The 17,420-nt window shown below is 74.0% G+C and carries 18 protein-coding genes and 1 tRNA gene; 15 read left to right on the forward strand and 4 right to left on the reverse strand.

The window, feature by feature from the left end; genetic code table 11:
• The first annotated feature begins 513 nt into the window (after window positions 1-513).
• From fdh to D2L64_RS15705, 8 genes are all read left to right on the forward strand, one after another.
• Window positions 514-3,816, forward strand: coding sequence for a formate dehydrogenase (gene fdh / locus D2L64_RS15675; RefSeq protein ID WP_267898679.1), 3,303 nt, complete (start codon window positions 514-516; stop codon window positions 3,814-3,816).
• Window positions 3,816-4,784: a 4Fe-4S dicluster domain-containing protein gene (locus D2L64_RS15680; protein ID WP_119577216.1), complete on the forward strand. Its 969-nt coding sequence runs from the start codon at window positions 3,816-3,818 to the stop codon at window positions 4,782-4,784. Before fdh ends, D2L64_RS15680 begins: the two co-directional genes overlap by 1 nt.
• Complete coding sequence (gene nrfD, locus D2L64_RS15685; protein ID WP_199714552.1) at window positions 4,781-5,974, forward strand: NrfD/PsrC family molybdoenzyme membrane anchor subunit; 1,194 nt, start codon at window positions 4,781-4,783, stop codon at window positions 5,972-5,974. Before D2L64_RS15680 ends, nrfD begins: the two co-directional genes overlap by 4 nt.
• Window positions 5,975-6,065: 91 nt before the next feature.
• A tRNA-Sec gene (locus D2L64_RS27300) sits at window positions 6,066-6,161 on the forward strand.
• A 21-nt stretch (window positions 6,162-6,182) separates the two neighbouring features.
• On the forward strand, window positions 6,183-7,487 hold the full coding sequence (gene selA, locus D2L64_RS15690) for an L-seryl-tRNA(Sec) selenium transferase (RefSeq protein WP_119577218.1): 1,305 nt from the start codon (window positions 6,183-6,185) through the stop codon (window positions 7,485-7,487).
• A 2-nt stretch (window positions 7,488-7,489) separates the two neighbouring features.
• A complete protein-coding gene (gene selB / locus D2L64_RS15695) occupies window positions 7,490-9,274 on the forward strand; it encodes a selenocysteine-specific translation elongation factor (protein WP_119577220.1) in 1,785 nt (594 codons plus the stop codon).
• 122 nt (window positions 9,275-9,396) lie between these two features.
• Complete coding sequence (locus tag D2L64_RS15700) at window positions 9,397-9,594, forward strand: hypothetical protein (RefSeq protein WP_013733930.1); 198 nt, start codon at window positions 9,397-9,399, stop codon at window positions 9,592-9,594.
• A gap of 74 nt (window positions 9,595-9,668) precedes the next feature.
• The gene (locus D2L64_RS15705; protein ID WP_119577222.1) at window positions 9,669-9,851 is read left to right on the forward strand and encodes a hypothetical protein; all 183 of its coding nucleotides are present in this window, start codon (window positions 9,669-9,671) and stop codon (window positions 9,849-9,851) included.
• A gap of 36 nt (window positions 9,852-9,887) precedes the next feature.
• Here the strand turns inward: D2L64_RS15705 and D2L64_RS15710 are convergent, their stop codons facing one another.
• Window positions 9,888-10,535, reverse strand: coding sequence for a hypothetical protein (locus D2L64_RS15710; protein WP_119577224.1), 648 nt, complete (start codon window positions 10,533-10,535; stop codon window positions 9,888-9,890).
• Between the two features lie 141 nt (window positions 10,536-10,676).
• Between D2L64_RS15710 and D2L64_RS15715 the strand changes: the two genes are divergently transcribed.
• Window positions 10,677-10,880, forward strand: a complete 204-nt coding sequence (locus D2L64_RS15715; protein ID WP_119577226.1) for a hypothetical protein — start codon at window positions 10,677-10,679, stop codon at window positions 10,878-10,880.
• Here D2L64_RS15715 and D2L64_RS15720 read toward each other — a convergent pair.
• From D2L64_RS15720 to D2L64_RS15730, 3 genes are all read right to left on the reverse strand, one after another.
• Window positions 10,877-11,353: a hypothetical protein gene (locus tag D2L64_RS15720; RefSeq protein WP_119577228.1), complete on the reverse strand. Its 477-nt coding sequence runs from the start codon at window positions 11,351-11,353 to the stop codon at window positions 10,877-10,879. The two genes, D2L64_RS15715 and D2L64_RS15720, sit on opposite strands and share 4 nt — an antisense overlap.
• Window positions 11,350-11,562 carry a phosphatidylethanolamine-binding protein gene (locus D2L64_RS15725; protein ID WP_119577230.1) on the reverse strand — a complete coding sequence of 71 codons (213 nt, stop codon included), beginning with the start codon at window positions 11,560-11,562 and terminating at the stop codon, window positions 11,350-11,352. The genes D2L64_RS15720 and D2L64_RS15725 overlap by 4 nt, the downstream gene beginning before the upstream one ends.
• A 124-nt stretch (window positions 11,563-11,686) precedes the next feature.
• Entirely contained in the window at window positions 11,687-12,571 is an 885-nt protein-coding gene (locus tag D2L64_RS15730; RefSeq protein WP_119577442.1) for a universal stress protein, read from the reverse strand.
• Between the two features lie 135 nt (window positions 12,572-12,706).
• On the opposite strand from D2L64_RS15730, the gene D2L64_RS15735 reads away from it, so the two are divergent.
• The 6 genes from D2L64_RS15735 to D2L64_RS15760 all read left to right on the forward strand — a co-directional run bounded on the left by D2L64_RS15735 (window position 12,707) and on the right by D2L64_RS15760 (window position 17,417).
• A complete protein-coding gene (locus D2L64_RS15735; RefSeq protein WP_119577232.1) occupies window positions 12,707-13,453 on the forward strand; it encodes an SAM-dependent methyltransferase in 747 nt (248 codons plus the stop codon).
• A 62-nt stretch (window positions 13,454-13,515) separates the two neighbouring features.
• Complete coding sequence (locus D2L64_RS15740; protein WP_119577234.1) at window positions 13,516-14,694, forward strand: PP2C family protein-serine/threonine phosphatase; 1,179 nt, start codon at window positions 13,516-13,518, stop codon at window positions 14,692-14,694.
• A 56-nt stretch (window positions 14,695-14,750) separates the two neighbouring features.
• Complete coding sequence (locus D2L64_RS15745; RefSeq protein ID WP_119577236.1) at window positions 14,751-15,209, forward strand: MarR family transcriptional regulator; 459 nt, start codon at window positions 14,751-14,753, stop codon at window positions 15,207-15,209.
• Between the two features lie 317 nt (window positions 15,210-15,526).
• Window positions 15,527-16,159 (forward strand): CDP-alcohol phosphatidyltransferase family protein, encoded by a 633-nt coding sequence (locus tag D2L64_RS15750; RefSeq protein WP_119577238.1) that lies wholly within the window; start codon window positions 15,527-15,529, stop codon window positions 16,157-16,159.
• Window positions 16,156-17,088: a DUF881 domain-containing protein gene (locus D2L64_RS15755; RefSeq protein ID WP_119577240.1), complete on the forward strand. Its 933-nt coding sequence runs from the start codon at window positions 16,156-16,158 to the stop codon at window positions 17,086-17,088. The genes D2L64_RS15750 and D2L64_RS15755 overlap by 4 nt, the downstream gene beginning before the upstream one ends.
• Window positions 17,085-17,417 carry a small basic family protein gene (locus tag D2L64_RS15760; RefSeq protein WP_119577243.1) on the forward strand — a complete coding sequence of 111 codons (333 nt, stop codon included), beginning with the start codon at window positions 17,085-17,087 and terminating at the stop codon, window positions 17,415-17,417. The genes D2L64_RS15755 and D2L64_RS15760 overlap by 4 nt, the downstream gene beginning before the upstream one ends.
• Window positions 17,418-17,420: the final 3 nt, after the last annotated feature.

The following is a 17,420-nucleotide window of genomic DNA, read 5'->3' on the forward strand; positions in this document are numbered from 1 at the left end:
GCAAGAAACCGATGGCCGGCACCCGAGAAGGGTGCCGGCCATCGGCATACCCACCGTCGCCAACACACCCCGTGCCGGGCGGCCACCGGACGGAGCCCGACCCGGACGGGGCTGGGGGCGACCGTACCCGGCACAGGGATCAAGCCTGACCGCCCGAAGCCGGGGCACGGTCGCCCCAACCCCCACCCCAACCAGAGAAACTCGAACCCCGCCGGAACCGACCGGAGTGAGTCCCCCGCGAGTGGGAACAAGAACAGACGTGGGTCGGTTGTACCGAGCGTCGGTGTGATCCAGTGTCCCCGGGCCTCACCTATATCGCCTTCGCGGAATACCGTTCGGCTGGAGCCGCGTCGTGCCACTCGCCGAGAGGCGACCTGCGCACCGACACCCACCGCCGCCCTCGGCCCGCCTCGGGTCGGGGGCGGTGTCATGCCCGGTTCCGTCGACCTGGCTCGCCGCGGCGGCTCGGCTGGCCTAAGGTCAGGACGGAGAGTGCGGGCGGAGGTGACGAACGTGGGTCTGCGGGACGTGTTCCTGGGCTGGCCGGTCTTCCGGCAGCTCACCGGCGCCGACCCGCTGGGTCGGGGTGCCGCGGCGCAGTCCGCCCGTTCGGCCGAGCTGACCGCCCGTACCCAGCACGCCGACCGGGTGGCCCGTTCGGTGTGCCCGTACTGCGCTGTCGGCTGCGGTCAGCGGGTCTTCGTGGCCGATGGCCAGGTCACCCAGATCGAGGGCGACCCCGACAGCCCGATCTCCCGGGGGCGGCTCTGCCCGAAGGGGTCGGCCAGTAAGAGTCTGGTCACCAGCCCGCTGCGGCAGACGACTGTGCGTTACCGCCGGCCGTACGCCACCGAGTGGGAGGATCTGGACCTGGAGACGGCGCTCGACATGATCGCCGACCGGGTGCTCGCGGCCCGCGAGCAGACCTGGGAGGACGTCGACGAGCAGGGTCGTCCGCTGCACCGTACGTTGGGCATCTCCAGTCTGGGTGGGGCGACCCTGGACAACGAGGAGAACTACCTCATCAAGAAGCTGTTCACCGCGATGGGGGCGCTTCAGATCGAGAACCAGGCGCGGATTTGACACTCCGCCACCGTCCCCGGTCTGGGGGCCAGCTTCGGTCGCGGTGGTGCGACGGTCTTCCAACAGGACGTGGCCAACGCTGACGTCATCGTCATCCAGGGTTCCAACATGGCGGAGGCCCATCCGGTGGGTTTCCAGTGGGTGATGGAGGCGCGTAGGCGCGGGGCGAAGGTGTTCCACGTCGACCCGCGGTTCACCCGTACCAGCGCGGTGGCCGACGCGTACCTGCCGATCCGGGCGGGGACCGACATCGCGTTGCTCGGTGGGGTGGTCAACCACATCCTGACCAACGAGCTGGACTTCCGGGAGTACGTGCTGGCGTACACGAACGCCGCGACGATCGTCAGCGACGACTTCGTCGACGCCGAGGACGCCGCCGGGATCTTCTCCGGCTACGACCCGCAGACCGGCAGCTACGCGCAGGACTCCTGGCAGTACGCCGGGCACGAGCGGGACTCCGGCAGCGGCGACACCGCGCAGGCGCGGGAGACCGCCGCGGGGCTGCGGCACGAGTCGCACGGCGCGCCGATCTCGGGGCAGGCCGAGCGGGACGAGACGCTGCAACATCCGCGCTGCGTCTACCAGATCCTGAAGCGGCACTTCGCCCGGTACACGCCGGAGATGGTGGAGCGGGTATGTGGTCTGCCGCAGGAGAAGTTCCTGGAGTTGGCGCGTGCCTGGACGGAGAACTCGGGCCGGGAACGGACCGGCTGCCTGATCTACTCGGTGGGCTGGACCCAGCACACCGTCGGGGTGCAGTACATCCGTACCGGCGCGATCATCCAGCTGCTGCTGGGTAACGTGGGTCGGCCGGGTGGCGGTGTGCTGGCGTTGCGCGGGCACGCCAGCATCCAGGGCTCCACCGACATTCCGACGTTGTTCAACCTGCTGCCCGGCTATCTGCCGATGCCGCACCACGCCCAGCACCCCACGTTCGACGCCTGGGTGGATGCCATCCGGCATCCGGGTCAGAAGGGCTTCTGGGGTAACGCCCGCGCCTACGCGGCGAGTCTGTTGAAGGCGTACTGGGGGGACGCGGCGACGCCGGAGAACGACTTCTGCTACGACTACCTGCCCCGGCTCACCGGGGACCACGGCACCTACCGGCAGGTGCTGGACATGATCGACGGCAGGATCAGGGGCTACTTCCTGCTCGGTCAGAACCCGGCGGTCGGTTCGGCGCACGGCCGGGCGCAGCGGCTGGGCATGGCGAACCTGGACTGGTTGGTGGTCCGCGACCTGTTCATGATCGAGAGTGCGACGTTCTGGCAGCGTGGCCCCGAGGTGGCCACCGGCGAGATCGTGCCGCGGGAGTGCCGGACCGAGGTGTTCTTCCTGCCCGCCGCGTCCCACGTGGAGAAGGAGGGCACCTTCACCCAGACGCAGCGGCTGTTGCAGTGGCGGGAGAAGGCCGTGGAACCGCCGGGCGACGCCCGTTCGGAGTTGTGGTTCTTCTACCACCTGGGGCGCCGGCTGCGCGAGAAGCTGGCCGGTTCGACGCTGCCGCGCGACCGGGCGTTGCTGGACCTGACCTGGGACTATCCCACGCACGGTCCGCAGGCCGAACCGGACGCCGAGGCGGTGCTGCGTGAGATCAACGGGTATGACACGAGCACCGGTCGTCCCCTCGCCGGGTTCGCCGAGGCCCGCGACGACGGTACGACCGCCGTGGGTTGTTGGATCTATGCCGGGGTGTACGCCGACGGGGTGAACCAGGCGGCGCGGCGTCGGCCGGGCCACGAGCAGGACTGGGTGGCCGCCGAGTGGGGGTGGGCCTGGCCGGCGAACCGGCGCATGTTGTACAACCGGGCCTCCGCCGACCCGCAGGGACGGCCGTGGAGCGACCGCAAACGTTTCGTCTGGTGGGACGCCGCCGCCGGGCGATGGACCGGTCACGACGTGCCCGACTTCGAGGTGACCAAGGCGCCGTCGTACCGGCCGCCGCCGGGCGCCACCGGCCCGGCGGCGCTGGCCGGTGATGACCCGTTCGTGATGCAGGCCGACGGCAAGGGCTGGCTGTACGCCCCGAGCGGCGTGTTGGACGGCCCGCTGCCGACGCACTACGAGCCGCCGGAGTCGCCGGTGCGTAACCCGCTCTACGCCCAGCAGGCCAACCCGACCCGCAAGATGTACGCCGACCCGGTGAACTCGACCAACCCGAGTCCGCCGCAGCAGCACAGCGAGGTCTTCCCGTACGTGTTCACGGTCAGCCGGTTGACGGAGCATCACACCGCCGGTGGGATGAGCCGTACGGTGGCGCCGTTGGCGGAGTTGCAGCCGGAGATGTTCGTCGAGGTCTCCCCGGACCTGGCCGGGTTGGCCGGGTTGACCCACCTCGGTTGGGCGCATCTGGTCACCGCCCGCGCGGTGGTCGAGGCGAAGGTGCTGGTGACCGACCGGCTGGTGCCGTTGCGGGTGGACGGCCGGGTGATCCACCAGCTGTGGTTGCCGTACCACTTCGGGTACGAGGGGTTGGTCACCGGCGACTCGGCCAACGACCTGTTCGGCATCACCCTGGATCCGAACGTGCTGATCCAGGAGAGCAAGATCGGTACGTGTGACGTGCGGCCCGGTCGCCGGCCGACCGGGGTGGCGCTGCGCGAGTTGGTGGACGACTACCGTGTCCGGTCCGGTGCCGGACCGGGTGCCGCCGCGCCGGCGGTCACCCCGGGTGCGCGGTTCGAGGCCGGCGGTGCTCCTGCGCCGGACGGTGACGGAGAGGGGAACCGGTGATGGCCGACCCGTACGACCGGTCCGACCCGCAGGACCCGGCCTCGGGTGCCGGCTGGGTCGAGGCGCCACCGCGGATGGGCTTCTTCACCGACACCAGCGTCTGCATCGGCTGCAAGGCGTGCGAGGTGGCCTGCAAGGAGTGGAACGGGGTGCCGACCTCCGGACTGGACCTGCTCGGCATGTCGTACGACAACACGGGTGCGTTGACCGCGAACTCCTGGCGGCACGTCGCCTTCGTCGAGCAGCCCCGTCCCGCCGGTCACCGGCCCGCTGCGGATCCGGCGGGCGCCGCCGCGGCGACCGGCGACCCGGCCGGGCCGGCGTCGGCCACCGGCGGGGAGTTCCTCGGCATGCCCGCCGCCGGGCCGCCCGGCCGGACCGGCAGCGCGCAGGGCCGCACCGACTTCCGCTGGCTGATGATGTCCGACGTGTGCAAGCACTGCACCCGGGCCGGCTGCCTGGACGTCTGCCCGACCGGCGCGTTGTTCCGCACCGAGTTCGGCACGGTCGTGGTGCAGGAGGACATCTGCAACGGCTGCGGCTACTGCGTGTCGGCCTGCCCGTACGGCGTCATCGACCGGCGGGCCGACGACGGCCGGGCCTGGAAGTGCACCCTGTGTTACGACCGGATCGGCGCCGGGATGACGCCGGCCTGCGCGCAGGCCTGCCCGACCGAGTCGATCCAGTACGGGCAGCTGGACGAGCTGCGGGAGCGGGCCGCCGCCCGGGTCGCCACCCTGCACGAGCGGGGGGTGCCCGAGGCGCGGCTGTACGGTCACGACCCGCACGACGGCGTCGGTGGTGACGGTGCGTTCTTCCTCCTGCTCGACGAGCCCGAGGTGTACGGGCTGCCACCGGATCCGCAGGTCACCACCCATGACCTGCCGAAGATGTGGCGGCGGGCCGGGGTGGCCGCGCTGGCCATGGCGGCCGGCGCGGTGGTCGCGTTCCTCGGCGGTCGCCGGTGATCCCCGAGCGTCCGTCGGTGGGCGAGCGGTTCCGCCGTTTCCGGGAGCGGCTGCGCGGCGACACCCCCACGTCGGCCGAGCCCGTCCGCCCCGGTCGGGTGGGCGCCGGCCCGGATGGGCGATCCGGCGGTTCCTCGACCGGACCGGTCGACGCCTGCCCGACCGGAGTCACCGGCGGTGGTGGTCGGGCCGGCCGGGGACCTGGTCGGCGTGGCCGCGCCGACGCCGACCTGGCCGTGCCGCCGGCCGAGTTCACCTCGTACTACGGGCGGCCCATCCTCAAGCCACCGGTCTGGACCTGGGAGATCGCCGCGTACCTGTTCACCGGCGGGCTCGCCGCCGGGTCGTCGCTGTTGGCGGCCGGTGGGCAGCTCACCGGCCGACCGGCGGTACGCCGCGCCGGGCGGGTCGCGGCGCTGGCCGCGGTCACCGCCAGCGCCGGTCTGCTGGTCGGTGACCTGGGCCGGCCGGAACGCTTCCACCACATGCTGCGGGTGGCCAAGCCGACGTCTCCGATGTCGGTGGGCACCTGGATCCTCACCGCGTACGGCCCGGCCGCCGGGCTCGCCGCGCTCGCCGAGGCGGCTCCGCTGCTGCCCGAGCGGGGTCCACTGGGCCTGGCCCGTCGGGTGTTGCCGCCGGTGGGGCGGGTGGCCGGGCTGGCCGCCGCGGCGACCGCCCCGGCGTTGGGCACGTACACGGCGGTGCTGCTCTCCGACACGGCCGTGCCGTCCTGGCACGAGGCGTACCCCCATCTGCCGTTGGTGTTCGCGGGCAGCGCCCTGGCCAGCGGCGCCGGGGTGGGTCTGCTGGCGGTGCCGCCCGCGCAGGCCGGCGCGGCCCGCCGGCTGGCGGTGGCCGGTGCCGCCCTGGAGTTGTTCGGGGCGCATCGGCTGGAGACCGGCCTCGGCCTGGTCGGCGAGCCGTACCGGACCGGTCGTGCCGGTCGGCTGTTGCGGGCCGGGCGGGCGTTGACCGCCGCCGGGGTGGCCGGCGCGCTGCTGGGCCGGCGCAGCCGGCCGCTGGCCGCGATCTCCGGCGCGGCGTTGCTGGCCGCGTCGGTGGCCACCCGGTTCGGGGTGTTCCAGGCGGGTGTCGCCTCGGTGCGTGACCCCCGGTACACGGTGCTGCCGCAGCGCGAGCGCCTCGCCCGTCGGCGCGCCGACGACGCGGCGACCGACACACCGTAGCGGGCCTGCGGGAACGCGCCGGTGACCCGCGACGGTGGCGGCCGGTCACCTCGCGGTGTCGCCGTGACCGCCCTGTGATCCAATGCTCGGTGGAGGCGTTCAGGTGGCTGGTGCCCCTCCCGGTCTTCAAAACCGGTGTGGTCCGGGATCCGGGCCAGGCGGGTTCGATTCCCGTCCGTCTCCGCCAACGCTGCGAGGAGATGACCCGATGGGCGACGGTCACGCCGACCCGCGCCGCCGCGTGCCGCGTACCGACGCGTTGCTGGCGGCGCCGCGGCTGGCCGCCGCCGTCCGCATCCTCGGTCGGGACCGGGTCAGGGCCGCCGTCCGGCAGGCCCAGGACCGGGTGCGGCGCGGCGAACTCGACCCGGAGCAGGCGACCGAGGCGGCGTTGGCCGGATTACCACCGGCCGCCCCACGCGCGGTGCTCAACGCCACCGGGGTGCTGCTGCACACCAACCTCGGCCGGGCCGCGCTCTCCGACGGCGCGGTGGCGGCCCTGGTCGCCGCCGCCGGGCACACCGACGTCGAACTGGACCTGGACAGCGGGCGGCGGGCCCGCCGTGGCCGCGACGCCCTGGCCGCGCTCGCCGCCGCCGTGCCGCACGCCGAGGCGGTGCATGTGGTCAACAACGGCGCCGCCGCCCTGGTCCTCGCCGCCACCGCCCTCGCCGTCGACGCGGAGATCGTGGTCAGCCGGGGTGAGCTGGTGGAGATCGGCGACGGCTTTCGCCTGCCCGACCTGCTCACCAGCACCGGCGCCCGGCTGCGGGAGGTGGGTACCACCAACCGGAGCACCCTGGCCGACTACGCCGACGCCGTCGGCCCGCGGACCGGTTTCGTGCTGAAGGTGCACCCGTCGAACTTCCAGGTAACCGGCTTCACCTCGGCGGTGCCGGTACGGTCGCTGGCCGGCCTCGGCGTTCCGCTGGTCGTCGACATCGGGTCCGGGCTGCTCGCCCCCGATCCGCTGCTGCCCGCCGAACCGGACGCGGCGAGCACCCTGCGCGCCGGGGCGAGCCTGGTCACCGCCAGCGGCGACAAGCTGCTCGGCGGCCCGCAGGCCGGCCTGCTGCTGGGCGCCGCCGGCCTGGTCGACCGGCTGCGCCGGCACCCGCTGGCCCGGGCGTTGCGGGTGGACAAGCTGACCCTGGCCGCGCTCGCCGCGACGCTCGGCGGTGCCGGCACACCCACCCGCGACGCGTTGCACACCGACCCGGCGGTGCTGCGGGCGCGCACCGAACGGCTGCGTGACGCGCTCGCCGCCGACGGCCGCAAGGTCGAGGTGGTGCCGGCGGTGGCGGTGGTCGGTGGCGGTGGCGCACCCGGGGTGGAGTTGGACTCCTGGGCGCTGAGCCTGCCCGAGCGGTACGCGCGGCCGCTGCGCACCGGCGAGCCGCCGGTCCTCGGCCGGGTCAGCCAGGGCCGGTTGCTGTTGGACCTGCGCTGCGTACCGGACGAGGCCGACGCCGCTGTGCGGGCCGCCGTGCTGGCTGTCGCGGTGGACGACTGACCATGCTGGTGGTGGCCACCGCCGGGCACGTCGACCACGGCAAGTCGACGCTGGTGCGGGCGTTGACCGGGATGGAACCCGACCGGTGGGCCGAGGAACGGCGTCGGGGCATGACCATCGACCTCGGGTTCGCCTGGACGACGCTGCCCTCCGGGGTCACCGTCGCGTTCGTCGACGTGCCCGGGCACGAACGGTTCGTACCGAACATGCTCGCCGGTGTCGGTCCGGTGCCGGCGGCGGCGGTGGTGGTCGCCGCCGACGAGGGTTGGATGCCGCAGTCCGCCGAGCACCTGGCCGTGCTGGACGCGCTCGGGGTGGCGTACGGGCTGCTGGTGGTGACCCGCGCCGACCTCGCCGACCCCGGCCCGACCCTGCGGCAGGCCCGGGCCGAGTTGGCGACGACCTCGCTGGCCGGGGCGCAGGCGGTGGCGGTCAGCGCGGTCACCGGCACCGGCCTGTCCGACCTGCGTGCCGCGCTGGACCGGCTGGCCGCGCGGCTGCCCGGCCCGCAGCACGACGCCCCGGTGCGGCTCTGGGTGGACCGCAGCTTCACCGTGCGGGGCAGCGGCACCGTGGTCACCGGCACGTTGGGCGCCGGTGGGCTGCGGGTCGGTGACGAACTGGTGGTGGCCGGCACCGGCGAGGCGGTACGGGTGCGTGGCCTGCACCGCCTCGGCGAACCGTGCCGCGAGGTCGGTGCGGTGGCCCGGGTGGCGGTCAACCTGCGTGGGGTAGCCCACGACCGGTTCGTCCGGGGCGAGGCGCTGCTCACCCCGGGCCGGTTCGGCGGCACCGACCTGGTCGACGTACGGCTGACCGGTGACCCGGTGGCCGACCTGCCCGCCACGCTCACCCTGCACGTCGGCTCGGCGGGCGTGCCCGCCCGGGTCCGGCCGCTGGGTGCGGACACCCTCCGGCTGCGGTTGGGGCGCCCGTTGCCGCTGCTCGTCGGGGACCGGGCGGTGCTGCGCGACCCCGGCCGACGACACGTGGTGGGCGGGGTGACGGTGCTGGACGTACTGCCGCCACCGTTGCGGCGTCGGGGTGCGGCGGCGGCCCGGGCGGCCGTGCTGGCCTCCGTGGACGGCCGCCCGGACCTGGCCGGTGAGCTGCGTCGGCGGGGTCTGGCGCGGGCCGTCGACCTGATCCGGGCCGGGGTGCCGGTGGACGTCGCACCGGTGGCGGGGCAGTGGTTGGCCGATCCGGAACACTGGCGGCAGCTGTGTGGTCGGCTCGTCGCGGCGGTCGCTGAGTACGCCCGGACGCATCCGTTGGAGCCGGGCGCGCCGGTGGAGGTGCTGCGGCAACGCCTGGAGCTGCCCGACCGGATTCTGGTCGAGGCGCTGGTGCGGCCGCCGCTGCGGCTCGCCGCCGGGCGGGTGAGTACCGCCGCGGCGGATGCCCTGCCCACGCCGGTGGCCCAGGCGTTGGCGCTGCTGCGGGCCGACCTGTCGGCCCGTCCGTTCCGGGCGCCCGACGCCGATCGGCTCGCCGCCGTCGGGCTCGGTGCCCGGGAGATCGGTGCCGCGGTACGCGCCGGTGCGCTGTTGCGGCTGGCCGGTAACGTCCTGCTGCTGCCGGACGCGCCGCAGCAGGCGGTACGGGTGCTGGCCCGGCTGCCGCAGCCGTTCACGCTCAGTGCCGCCCGGCAGGCCCTGGACACCACCCGCCGGGTGGCGGTGCCGCTGCTGGAGTTGCTGGACCGCGGCGGGCAGACCCGCCGGCTGCCCGACGACGTGCGGTTGGTGGTGCCGACGCCCGACGAGGTGGCGGCCATGCCGCAGTGATCCGGCACCGGCGGGGCCGGTCGTGATCCGGCACCGGCGGGGCCGGTCGTGATGCGGCACCGGCGGGGCCGGGTTGGGGTAACCGCCGGCCGGCGGGCCGTCCGGGCACCTACCGTGACGCCATGGACCCGAGTGCGGTCTGGCGGGACAGGCAGCACCGGTGGCGGATCGAGGCGTACCGCGCACCGGACCTGCGGTTCGCCATCTTCGCCACCAACGGCACCACCGAGTCGGCGCCGCTGTGGCTGTTCGGCATGTCGGCGCTGGCCCGCTGGCTGATGAGCCACAAGATCTCGCTGGACGACCTGGAGACCGACTGACCGTCGTCGCCCAGAAGAGGGACAATCATCGCGTTCCGGCCTTCCGTCGCCGGCCCGGTCGTACGGTGCGAGCTGTGAAGGACCGAGGCATCCGGAAGTTCGTCGCGGTGCTCGCCGGGCTCGCCGTGATCTACTTCGGTACCACCGGCCGCTCCTCCTCCCCGGAGGACGGCGGTGGCATCTCCGGTGGGCTGGTGGTGCTCGCGCTGCTCGCGTCCCTGCTGGTGTGGCACCTGACCAAGCCGGCGGCCAAGTGAGGCCGACCCCGCGTGCAGGCGGCGGCCGAGGTCGGCTCAGCGCCGCGCGGCGCTGCGGCTGATCTGACCCGCCGACTCCTCACCGAGCGCCACCCGCACCAGCGCCGACGCCAGTCGGCTGAAGTCGACGTCGTCGACCAACCCGGCCAGCCGGTCCGTGGTGGCGGGCAGGCCGAGCCGTTTCGCCCCGGCGACGGTGCGCCGGTCGGCGTAGGGCCGCAGCTCCGGCCAGACCGCCTGTACCTCGCGCAGGAAGATGTCGGCGCCGGTGGGGCCGATGCCGGGGAACTCGACCAGCAGCCGGCGCAGCGTGTCACGGTCACCGCCGGCCTCCCGGTGCAGTCGCCGTAGGTCGCCGTGCCAGCGGTCCAGACAGAGTCGGGCACCGGTGCCGAGCATCGTGGCGGTCCGCTCGTCGTAGCGGCGGTAGTGGCCGCGACCCAGCGCGTCGACCCGCTGCTGCCAGCTCGCCGCCTCCATGGCCTGCGGGGTGCGGTAGCCGGCGGCGAACAGCTCGCGGGCGGCGGCCACCCCCACCTGGGCCCTGATCCGGGTGCTCAGCAGGGTGACGAGCACCAGCAGTTGGTACAGCGGCGCGGGTCGGTCGGCGAGGGAGATCCCCGCCTCCTCGGCGTACGTACGGCGGGTCAGCAGCGCCCGCGCGACAGCCCGTTGGTCACCCATCCCCGGCGGGTACCCGCCCCGCGGCCGGTTAGGCCCGGCCCGGGGCCCCGGCCGCGGTGTGCCCTCGACGGCGGCGGGTAAGCCGCGGGTGGACGCCGGCCGCCGGCCGTCGTCCGGGCACCCTGGCGAGAGGAGACGACCGTGACGAAGCCGCAGCAGGAGGAGCTCCGCCGTAACGACCTGGGCGCGACGAGCCAGGAGAGCAAGGGCCCGGGCCCGGGCGGGCATCCCCGCAACCGGGGTACGTCGCCCGGGGACACCGGTCGCCCGGTGCCCCGCGGGCAGGTGTCGCCGTACGGGCCGGCCGGGCAGCCGGTCGCCGAGGACGAGAGCGACCGGGTCTAACGCCCACCGGGAGTCGACGGCCGCAGCCTGTTCCAGGTGGCTGCGGCCGTCAACCCGTACGCGAGGTGCGGGACGAGGTCGGCGAGCCAGTCGGCCCGCCGCCAGGTACGCGGGTCGGTGACGCCGAGCAGCGTCAGCGAGCCGTCGGACAGGGTCATCGCCCCGCCGCCGAGCAGCGCGGCGGCGCGCAGGGTCGGCTGCCGCCGCCCCCGGGCCAACATGGCGAAGCCGACGGCCGCGGCCACGCCCAGGCCGTAGCCCATCAGCGCGCCGATCCCCGACCGGCGGTTGGCCGCCTGCTTCGGTGGCCCGAGGCTCACGTGGGCGGCGTCGGTCAGCCGGCCGGCGCTCTCCTCGGGAGTCTGGCTGGCCGGTCGGGCCCGCAGGGTGATGTCCAGGTAGGTCACGACGTTGAGGGCGGTGGTGCCCACCGCCCCCGCGATCAGCCCGTCGGCCAGTGCGCCGCCGCTCACTTCGGGTCGCCCGGCTCGCGGTTGCCCTTCGGGCCGTACGTGCGTTCGCCCCGGACGATGCCCCGCTGGCCCCGGTCCTCCTGCAGGATCCGGTTGGCGGTCTCGTCGGCCCGTTCGTCCGCTGCGCCCCGGCCGGAGTTGTCGATGGCGTTGCGGATGCGGGCGCGCTGCTTGTCGTAGGCGTTGCTGCCCGGCCTCGGTCCTGGCATCGCTGCCTCCTCTGGATGGTCGCCGGTGACGTACGCGCCCCGTCTACCCGCCTGGACCGGGGCCAACCCCGCCGGCCCGCCCAGCTCGCGTCGGCCCAGCCCGGCCAGCCCAGCCCGGAACCGGTCAGCCGGGTGCGCGGACCACCGCGACCGGGCAGGAGCTGTGGTGCAGCATCGACCGGCTCACCGAGCCGAGCAGCAGCCCGGTCAGCTCGCCGCGCCCCTGACCGCCGACCACCAGTAGCTGCGCCCGCCGGGAGAACTCGGCGAGCACCTTCGGCGCCCGGCCGCGTACCGACTCTTGGATGATCGGCACCTCCGGGTAGCGCTCGGCCAGCCCGGCGACGGATTCGGCCAGTGCCCGCTCCTCGTCGGCGCTCAGCTGTGCCTCGTCGTAGACGAGGGGCTGGATGTCGCCGGGGCCGGTGGAGACCGGATGGCGGTAGGCGTGGGCGGCGAGCACGGTGGCGCCGCGCCGGGCGGCGGTGCGCACCGCGAACTCCACCGCCCGGCGGGACAGTTCGGAGCCGTCCACGCCGACCACCACCGGCCCGTCGGGCTGGGCGGTGCCGCGGGCGACCAGCACGGGGCAGTCGGCGTGGGCGGCCACGGTGACCGCGACCGAGCCGACCACCAGTGCGGCGAAGCCGCCCAGGCCGCGGTCGCCGAGCACCACCAGCGCGGCGGTGTGGGCGGCGTCGAGCAGTACGGCGGCCGGCTGCCCGTCGACGATCTCCCCGGTCACCCGCAGGCCGGGCGCGGCGGCGGTGGCCTCGTCCACCGCCGCGGTGACGAGTTGTTCGGCCTGACCGCGCAGCCCGCGGCCGGGCGGACCGTCGGTGGCCGGGGTGACGGGGGAGTGCAGCGTCGGCCAGACGAAGGCGTGCACCACCCGCAGCGGCCGGTGCCACCGGGCCGCCTCGGTCGCGGCCAGCCGGACCGCGGCCCGCGCCGAGTCCGAGCCGTCCACGCCGACCACCACCGCCGTCGCGCCGTCGGCCGAGTTCACCGCCACCTCCCAGTCGGGGCCCGTACCGGACCGGTCTGGGTCAGTATCGCGGGGCGGTGCCGGTCAGCGGGGCGATACCGGTGAGCGGCGGGGTGTCGGTACGCTGGCCCCGAGCGCCGGGAGGGAGCGTCATCGATGGTGGAGCCCGACCAGCCGAGTACGGCACGGATGATCGACTTCTGGCTCGGCGGGGAACACCACCACGCGGTGGACGTGGCCGCGGCCCGGGCCTTCGAGCAGGCGTACGGGCCGTGTGCGCCGGTGTTCCGGTCCCTGCGGGCCTTCCTCGGCCGCGCGGTGCGCGCCATCGCCGCGACCGGTGTGGACAGCTTCCTGGTCTTCGGCGCCGGGGTACCGACGATGGGCAACGTGCACGAGTCGGCACCCGAGGCGACCGTCCTCTACACCGATGTGGATCCGGTGACCATCCGGCTCGGGCAGCGCCTGCTGGCCGGCAGCGACCGGGCGGGTTACGGCTTCGGTGACGCCACCGACATCGGCACGATCGACCCGGCGTTGCTGCACCGGTTCGTGCCGGGTTGGGGCCGTCGGCCGGTGGGTGTGGTGTTCCTCGGGCTGGCCGCCTTCCTCGCCGACGACGTCCTCGCTCGTACCCTCGACGAGCTGTACACCGCGACGGCGCCGGGCAGCCACCTGGCGATCGACTTCGATACCGAGGAGTTGGCTGGTTACCCGGAGGCGCTGGCCATGATGGGTCCGGCGTTCCGGATGCGGGCGCCGGCGACGTTCGGCTCGCTGCTCGGGCGGTGGACGCCCACATCGGAGGGGATCGTTGCGGTCCGGCACTGGCGGCCGGCGCGGCCGGTGGAGCCGGTGCCGGACGCCTTCTACGGTGCGGTGGCGGTGCGGTCGACCGGGTGACCATGGGCGGGGCCGCCTCCGTATGATGCTTGCCCCTAGGCAAGTATCTTCGGAGGATGGTCATGGCGGATGCGCTCACGGGGGTTTCGCGCGCCCTGCGGGAGGCCCCGCCCGACCGCGTGGTCGAGGCCGCCGACCGGGCCATCCGGTCCGTCCTCGGCGCGTCGGGCACATCCGTGTTCGTCGCCGACTACCGGACCAACGGCCTGTGGCCGGTGCTCGACTCGCGCCAGCCGGAGGCTGCCACACAGGCCGTGCAGAGTCTGGTCCAGCGTTGCTTCAGCAGCCAGCGTTCGGTACGAGACACCGGTGTGGAGGGTCGGTGCCGCCTCTACCTGCCCCTGTCGGTGTGGGGTGAGCGGCTGGGTGTGCTCATGGTGGAGCTGCCCGGGACGCCGTCGGAGGAGGTCGTCGGCCGGGCGGCGGACATCGCCGGTGAGGTGGCCATGGCGTTGCGCGCGGCGGACCGGGAGACCGACCGGTACCGCCGGGCCCGGCGGCGGGAGCGCCTGAGCATGGCCGCCGAGCTGCAGTGGGAACTGCTGCCGGGACGCAGTGTCAGCCACGGCGCCTTCCACCTGGCCGGGCAGCTCGAACCGGCGTACACGGTGGGCGGTGACCACTTCGACTGGTCGGTGGACGACGACCGGCTGACCGTCACCGTGCTCAACGGCGACGGCATCGGACTGGCCGCGGCGCTGCTGACCGCGGTCACTGTCAACGCGATGCGCAACGCCCGGCGTTCCGGTGGCGGGCTGGTGGAGCAGGCCGAGCTGGCCTCCGACACCGTCTACTACCAGCATCGGGGGCATCGGCACGTGGCCACCGTGTTGCTCGAACTGGACTGTGCCACCGGCCGGGTACGCGCGGTGGACGCCGGCTCGCCGCACCTGATGCGGCTGCGCGGCGGCACCGTCACCCGGGTGCAGCTGGAACAGCAACTGCCGTTGGGCATGTTCGCCGAGACCCGGTACGACCTGCAGGAGTTCGACCTGGACCCGGGCGACCGGCTGTTCGTGGTCTCCGACGGGGTGTGGGGCGCCGATCCGAGTGGTCGGGAGACGTACGGGCAACGGGCGATGGCGAGGTCGATGCGGGCCACGCGGTTGCAACCGCCGACCGAGGCGGTTGGTACGGTGATGCGCGAGCTGCAGGCCTTCCACGCGGACACCGACCTGCGCGACGACGCGGTCGTGGTCTGTCTGGACTGGCATGGTTCGGCCAGCCGGGAGGACGGTTGACCGACGACGCCGGGGCGGCCGGGCCGGATCAGCGGGACAATCGCAGGGGACGTCGGGTGGAAAGACCGGAGCTCGCCGCGGCGATCGACGTGGCCGCCGAGGCGTTGGTGGGTGTCCTCGACGCGGCCGTGTCCCGGCAGCGGCTGGTGGTCTCGCCGACCCAGTTGCGGGTGCTGGCGTTGCTCAGCAGCCGGCCGGCGACCAATGTCAACGGGCTGGCCGAGCTGTTGGACGTGGTGCCCTCGTCGGCGAGCCGGCTCTGTGACCGGTTGGAGGCGATCGGCCTGGTGCGTCGGGTGGCCGACCCACGGGACCGGCGCGAGGTGCGCCTGGAGCCGACCACCGCCGCGCAGGCCCTGCTGGGGGAGGTGCGTTCACGCCGGCACGAGGCGGTGCAGGCAGTGCTCGACCGGATGCCACCCCGGGTGCAGCAGGACCTGCTGCGGGCGTTGGTGGCGTTCGGGCAGGCCGCGGCGGTCGCGCAGCAGCCCGAGGCCGCCGCCCACACCGCCTGAGCGACCACCGGCCCGGCCGGGTCCGCCAACCGGAACCCATCATCCTAGGACGCTCTGCGCGCGGTGACCCACGCCACACGAGACGCCGCACCGCGCAGCCACCGCCGCTGGGCAACGGCACCGTCACCGGGGCCCGATATAGTGGCAGCGCATCCGGCCGGCCCGAGATCATCGGCGGTGGCCGGCAGGGCCAGGGGAGGTCCCGGAACGGGATCGCAGGGGGCGCCGGCGCCAGCCGGCTCGACAGCGCGCACCACGTGCCACGGCGGACCACGCACGGACCCGCGGTGGCCGGCGTGTGTCGCGGAGGAGGTTCGGTGGCGCGTCGGCCCGCTGGGGCGCAGCAACCGCAGGCCGCGGGCACCGGTGCGGACGCGCCCGACGACCGGGTGCTGACCCTGCCGAACCTGATCAGTTTCGCGCGGCTGCTCGGCGTACCGCTGTTCCTGTACCTGTTCCTCGTCGCGCGCGCGGACGTGGCCGCGATCGTGGTGCTCGCGATCGGTGGCACCAGCGACTGGGTCGACGGCTGGATCGCCCGCCGGCTGCGTCAGGTCAGCCGCCTCGGCGAGTTGCTCGACCCGCTGGCCGATCGGCTCTACATCCTGGCCACCCTGGTGGCGTTCACCGCGCGGGAGGTGGTGCCGTGGCAGTTCACCGTGGCGCTGCTGGGCCGGGAGTTGCTGCTGCTCGGCTCGCTGGCGGTGCTGCGTCGCCACGGCTACGGTCCGCCGCCGGTGCACTACGTCGGTAAGACGGCCACCTTCCTGCTGTTGGCGGCCTTCCCGACGCTGCTGCTGGCCGCCTCGGTGCCGGCCGCCGCGGCGGCCGCGGGTGCGGTGGGCTGGGCGTTGGCATGGTGGGGCTTGGTGCTCTACTGGGTGGCCGGTGCGTTCTACGTGGTGCAGGCGCGGCAGTTGGTGCGGGCGGTACGCGGAGGGTCGGCATGAGCGAGCGCACGGGTGACGACTCCGGTGAGGGTCGGCGCGGCCCGCGGACGTTCACCCCGGACTTCCTCACCGAGTTGTTCCGTAACCCGTTGGATCCGGGTTACGGAGATGCGGCGTTGCGCCGGGCGCGCACCGGGCAGCCGGCGCGGCCGGGTTGGTCGGTGAGTCCGGTGAGTGTGGTGGTGATCGTGCTGCTCGGTTTCCTGTGCGCGGTGGCGTACCGGCAGACGACGGCGGAGGAGCCGGGGCGGGCGCAGGCCCGGTCGGGGTTGGTGGCGCAGATCAAGCAGCGGCAGGCCGACACGGACGCGATGTCGGATCGGGCCGAGGTGTTGCGCGAGGAGGTGAACCGGCAGCGGCAGGCCGCGCTGGGTGGTTCGCAGGCGACGCGGTTGCGCAACCTGGAGGCGAGCACCGGGCTGGGGCGGGTCCGCGGCGACGGTGTGGTGGTGCGGCTGGCCGACGGGCCGGCTGGTCAGGGTTCGCTCAGCGGCGCCAACGTGGGTCCGGCCGAGGTGCTGTACAGCGACCTGCAGGGGGTGGCCAACGATCTGTGGGGTGCGGGCGCGGAGGCGATCTCGATCAACGGTCAGCGGTTGACGTCGACCTCGACGATCCGCAACGCGGCCAAGGCGATCCTGGTGGACTTCCGGCCGGTGACCGGGCCGTACGAGGTGTCGGCGATCGGGCCGGGGTCGATGCGTAAGCGGTACGAGGCGAGCCGCAGTGCGTTGACGATGCGCAAGGTGGCGCAGGACACCGGGTTGTCGTTCGAGGTGCGGGACGCCGATGACCTCACCCTGCCGGCGGCGCCGGAGCCGCAGCTACGCTACGCGGAGCCTGCGGTGAGTCCGAGTGCGTCGCCGTCGGGTGGTGACGAGTCGTCCGGCTCGGGTACGTCCCCCAGTCCCTCCGGAGGTGGTCGATGATCGCGGTGCTGGCGCTGTTGGCTGGCGTGGTGCTCGGGCTGTGGTTGGATCCCACGGTGCCGGCGGCGCTGCAGCCGTACCTGCCGATCGCGGTGGTGGCGGCGTTGGACGCGGTGTTCGGTGGGGTCCGGGCGAAGCTGGATCGAATCTTCGACGACAAGCAGTTCGTGGTGTCGTTCATCTCGAACGTGCTGGTGGCCGCGCTGATCGTGTATCTGGGTGATCAGTTGGGGGTGGGCGGGCAGCTGTCCACCGGTGTGGTGGTCGTCCTGGGGGTGCGCATCTTCGGAAACGTGGCGGCGATCCGTCGGCACATGTTCCGGGCGTAGGTT

Origin of the sequence: Micromonospora radicis (assembly GCF_003583405.1) — a bacterium.
GTDB classification, from domain to species: domain Bacteria; phylum Actinomycetota; class Actinomycetes; order Mycobacteriales; family Micromonosporaceae; genus Micromonospora; species Micromonospora radicis.

Bases quoted from the DNA above. Each gene is read 5' to 3' on its own strand.
- D2L64_RS15680 (WP_119577216.1), top strand. From the start codon at position 3,816: ATGGCCGACCCGTACGACCGGTCCGACCCGCAGGACCCGGCCTCGGGT.
- selA (WP_119577218.1), top strand. From the start codon at position 6,183: ATGGGCGACGGTCACGCCGACCCGCGCCGCCGCGTGCCGCGTACCGAC.
- selB (WP_119577220.1), top strand. From the start codon at position 7,490: ATGCTGGTGGTGGCCACCGCCGGGCACGTCGACCACGGCAAGTCGACG.
- D2L64_RS15700 (WP_013733930.1), top strand. From the start codon at position 9,397: ATGGACCCGAGTGCGGTCTGGCGGGACAGGCAGCACCGGTGGCGGATC.
- D2L64_RS15710 (WP_119577224.1), bottom strand. From the start codon at position 10,535: ATGGGTGACCAACGGGCTGTCGCGCGGGCGCTGCTGACCCGCCGTACG.
- D2L64_RS15725 (WP_119577230.1), bottom strand. From the start codon at position 11,562: ATGCCAGGACCGAGGCCGGGCAGCAACGCCTACGACAAGCAGCGCGCC.
- D2L64_RS15735 (WP_119577232.1), top strand. From the start codon at position 12,707: ATGGTGGAGCCCGACCAGCCGAGTACGGCACGGATGATCGACTTCTGG.
- D2L64_RS15740 (WP_119577234.1), top strand. From the start codon at position 13,516: ATGGCGGATGCGCTCACGGGGGTTTCGCGCGCCCTGCGGGAGGCCCCG.
- D2L64_RS15755 (WP_119577240.1), top strand. From the start codon at position 16,156: ATGAGCGAGCGCACGGGTGACGACTCCGGTGAGGGTCGGCGCGGCCCG.
- D2L64_RS15760 (WP_119577243.1), top strand. From the start codon at position 17,085: ATGATCGCGGTGCTGGCGCTGTTGGCTGGCGTGGTGCTCGGGCTGTGG.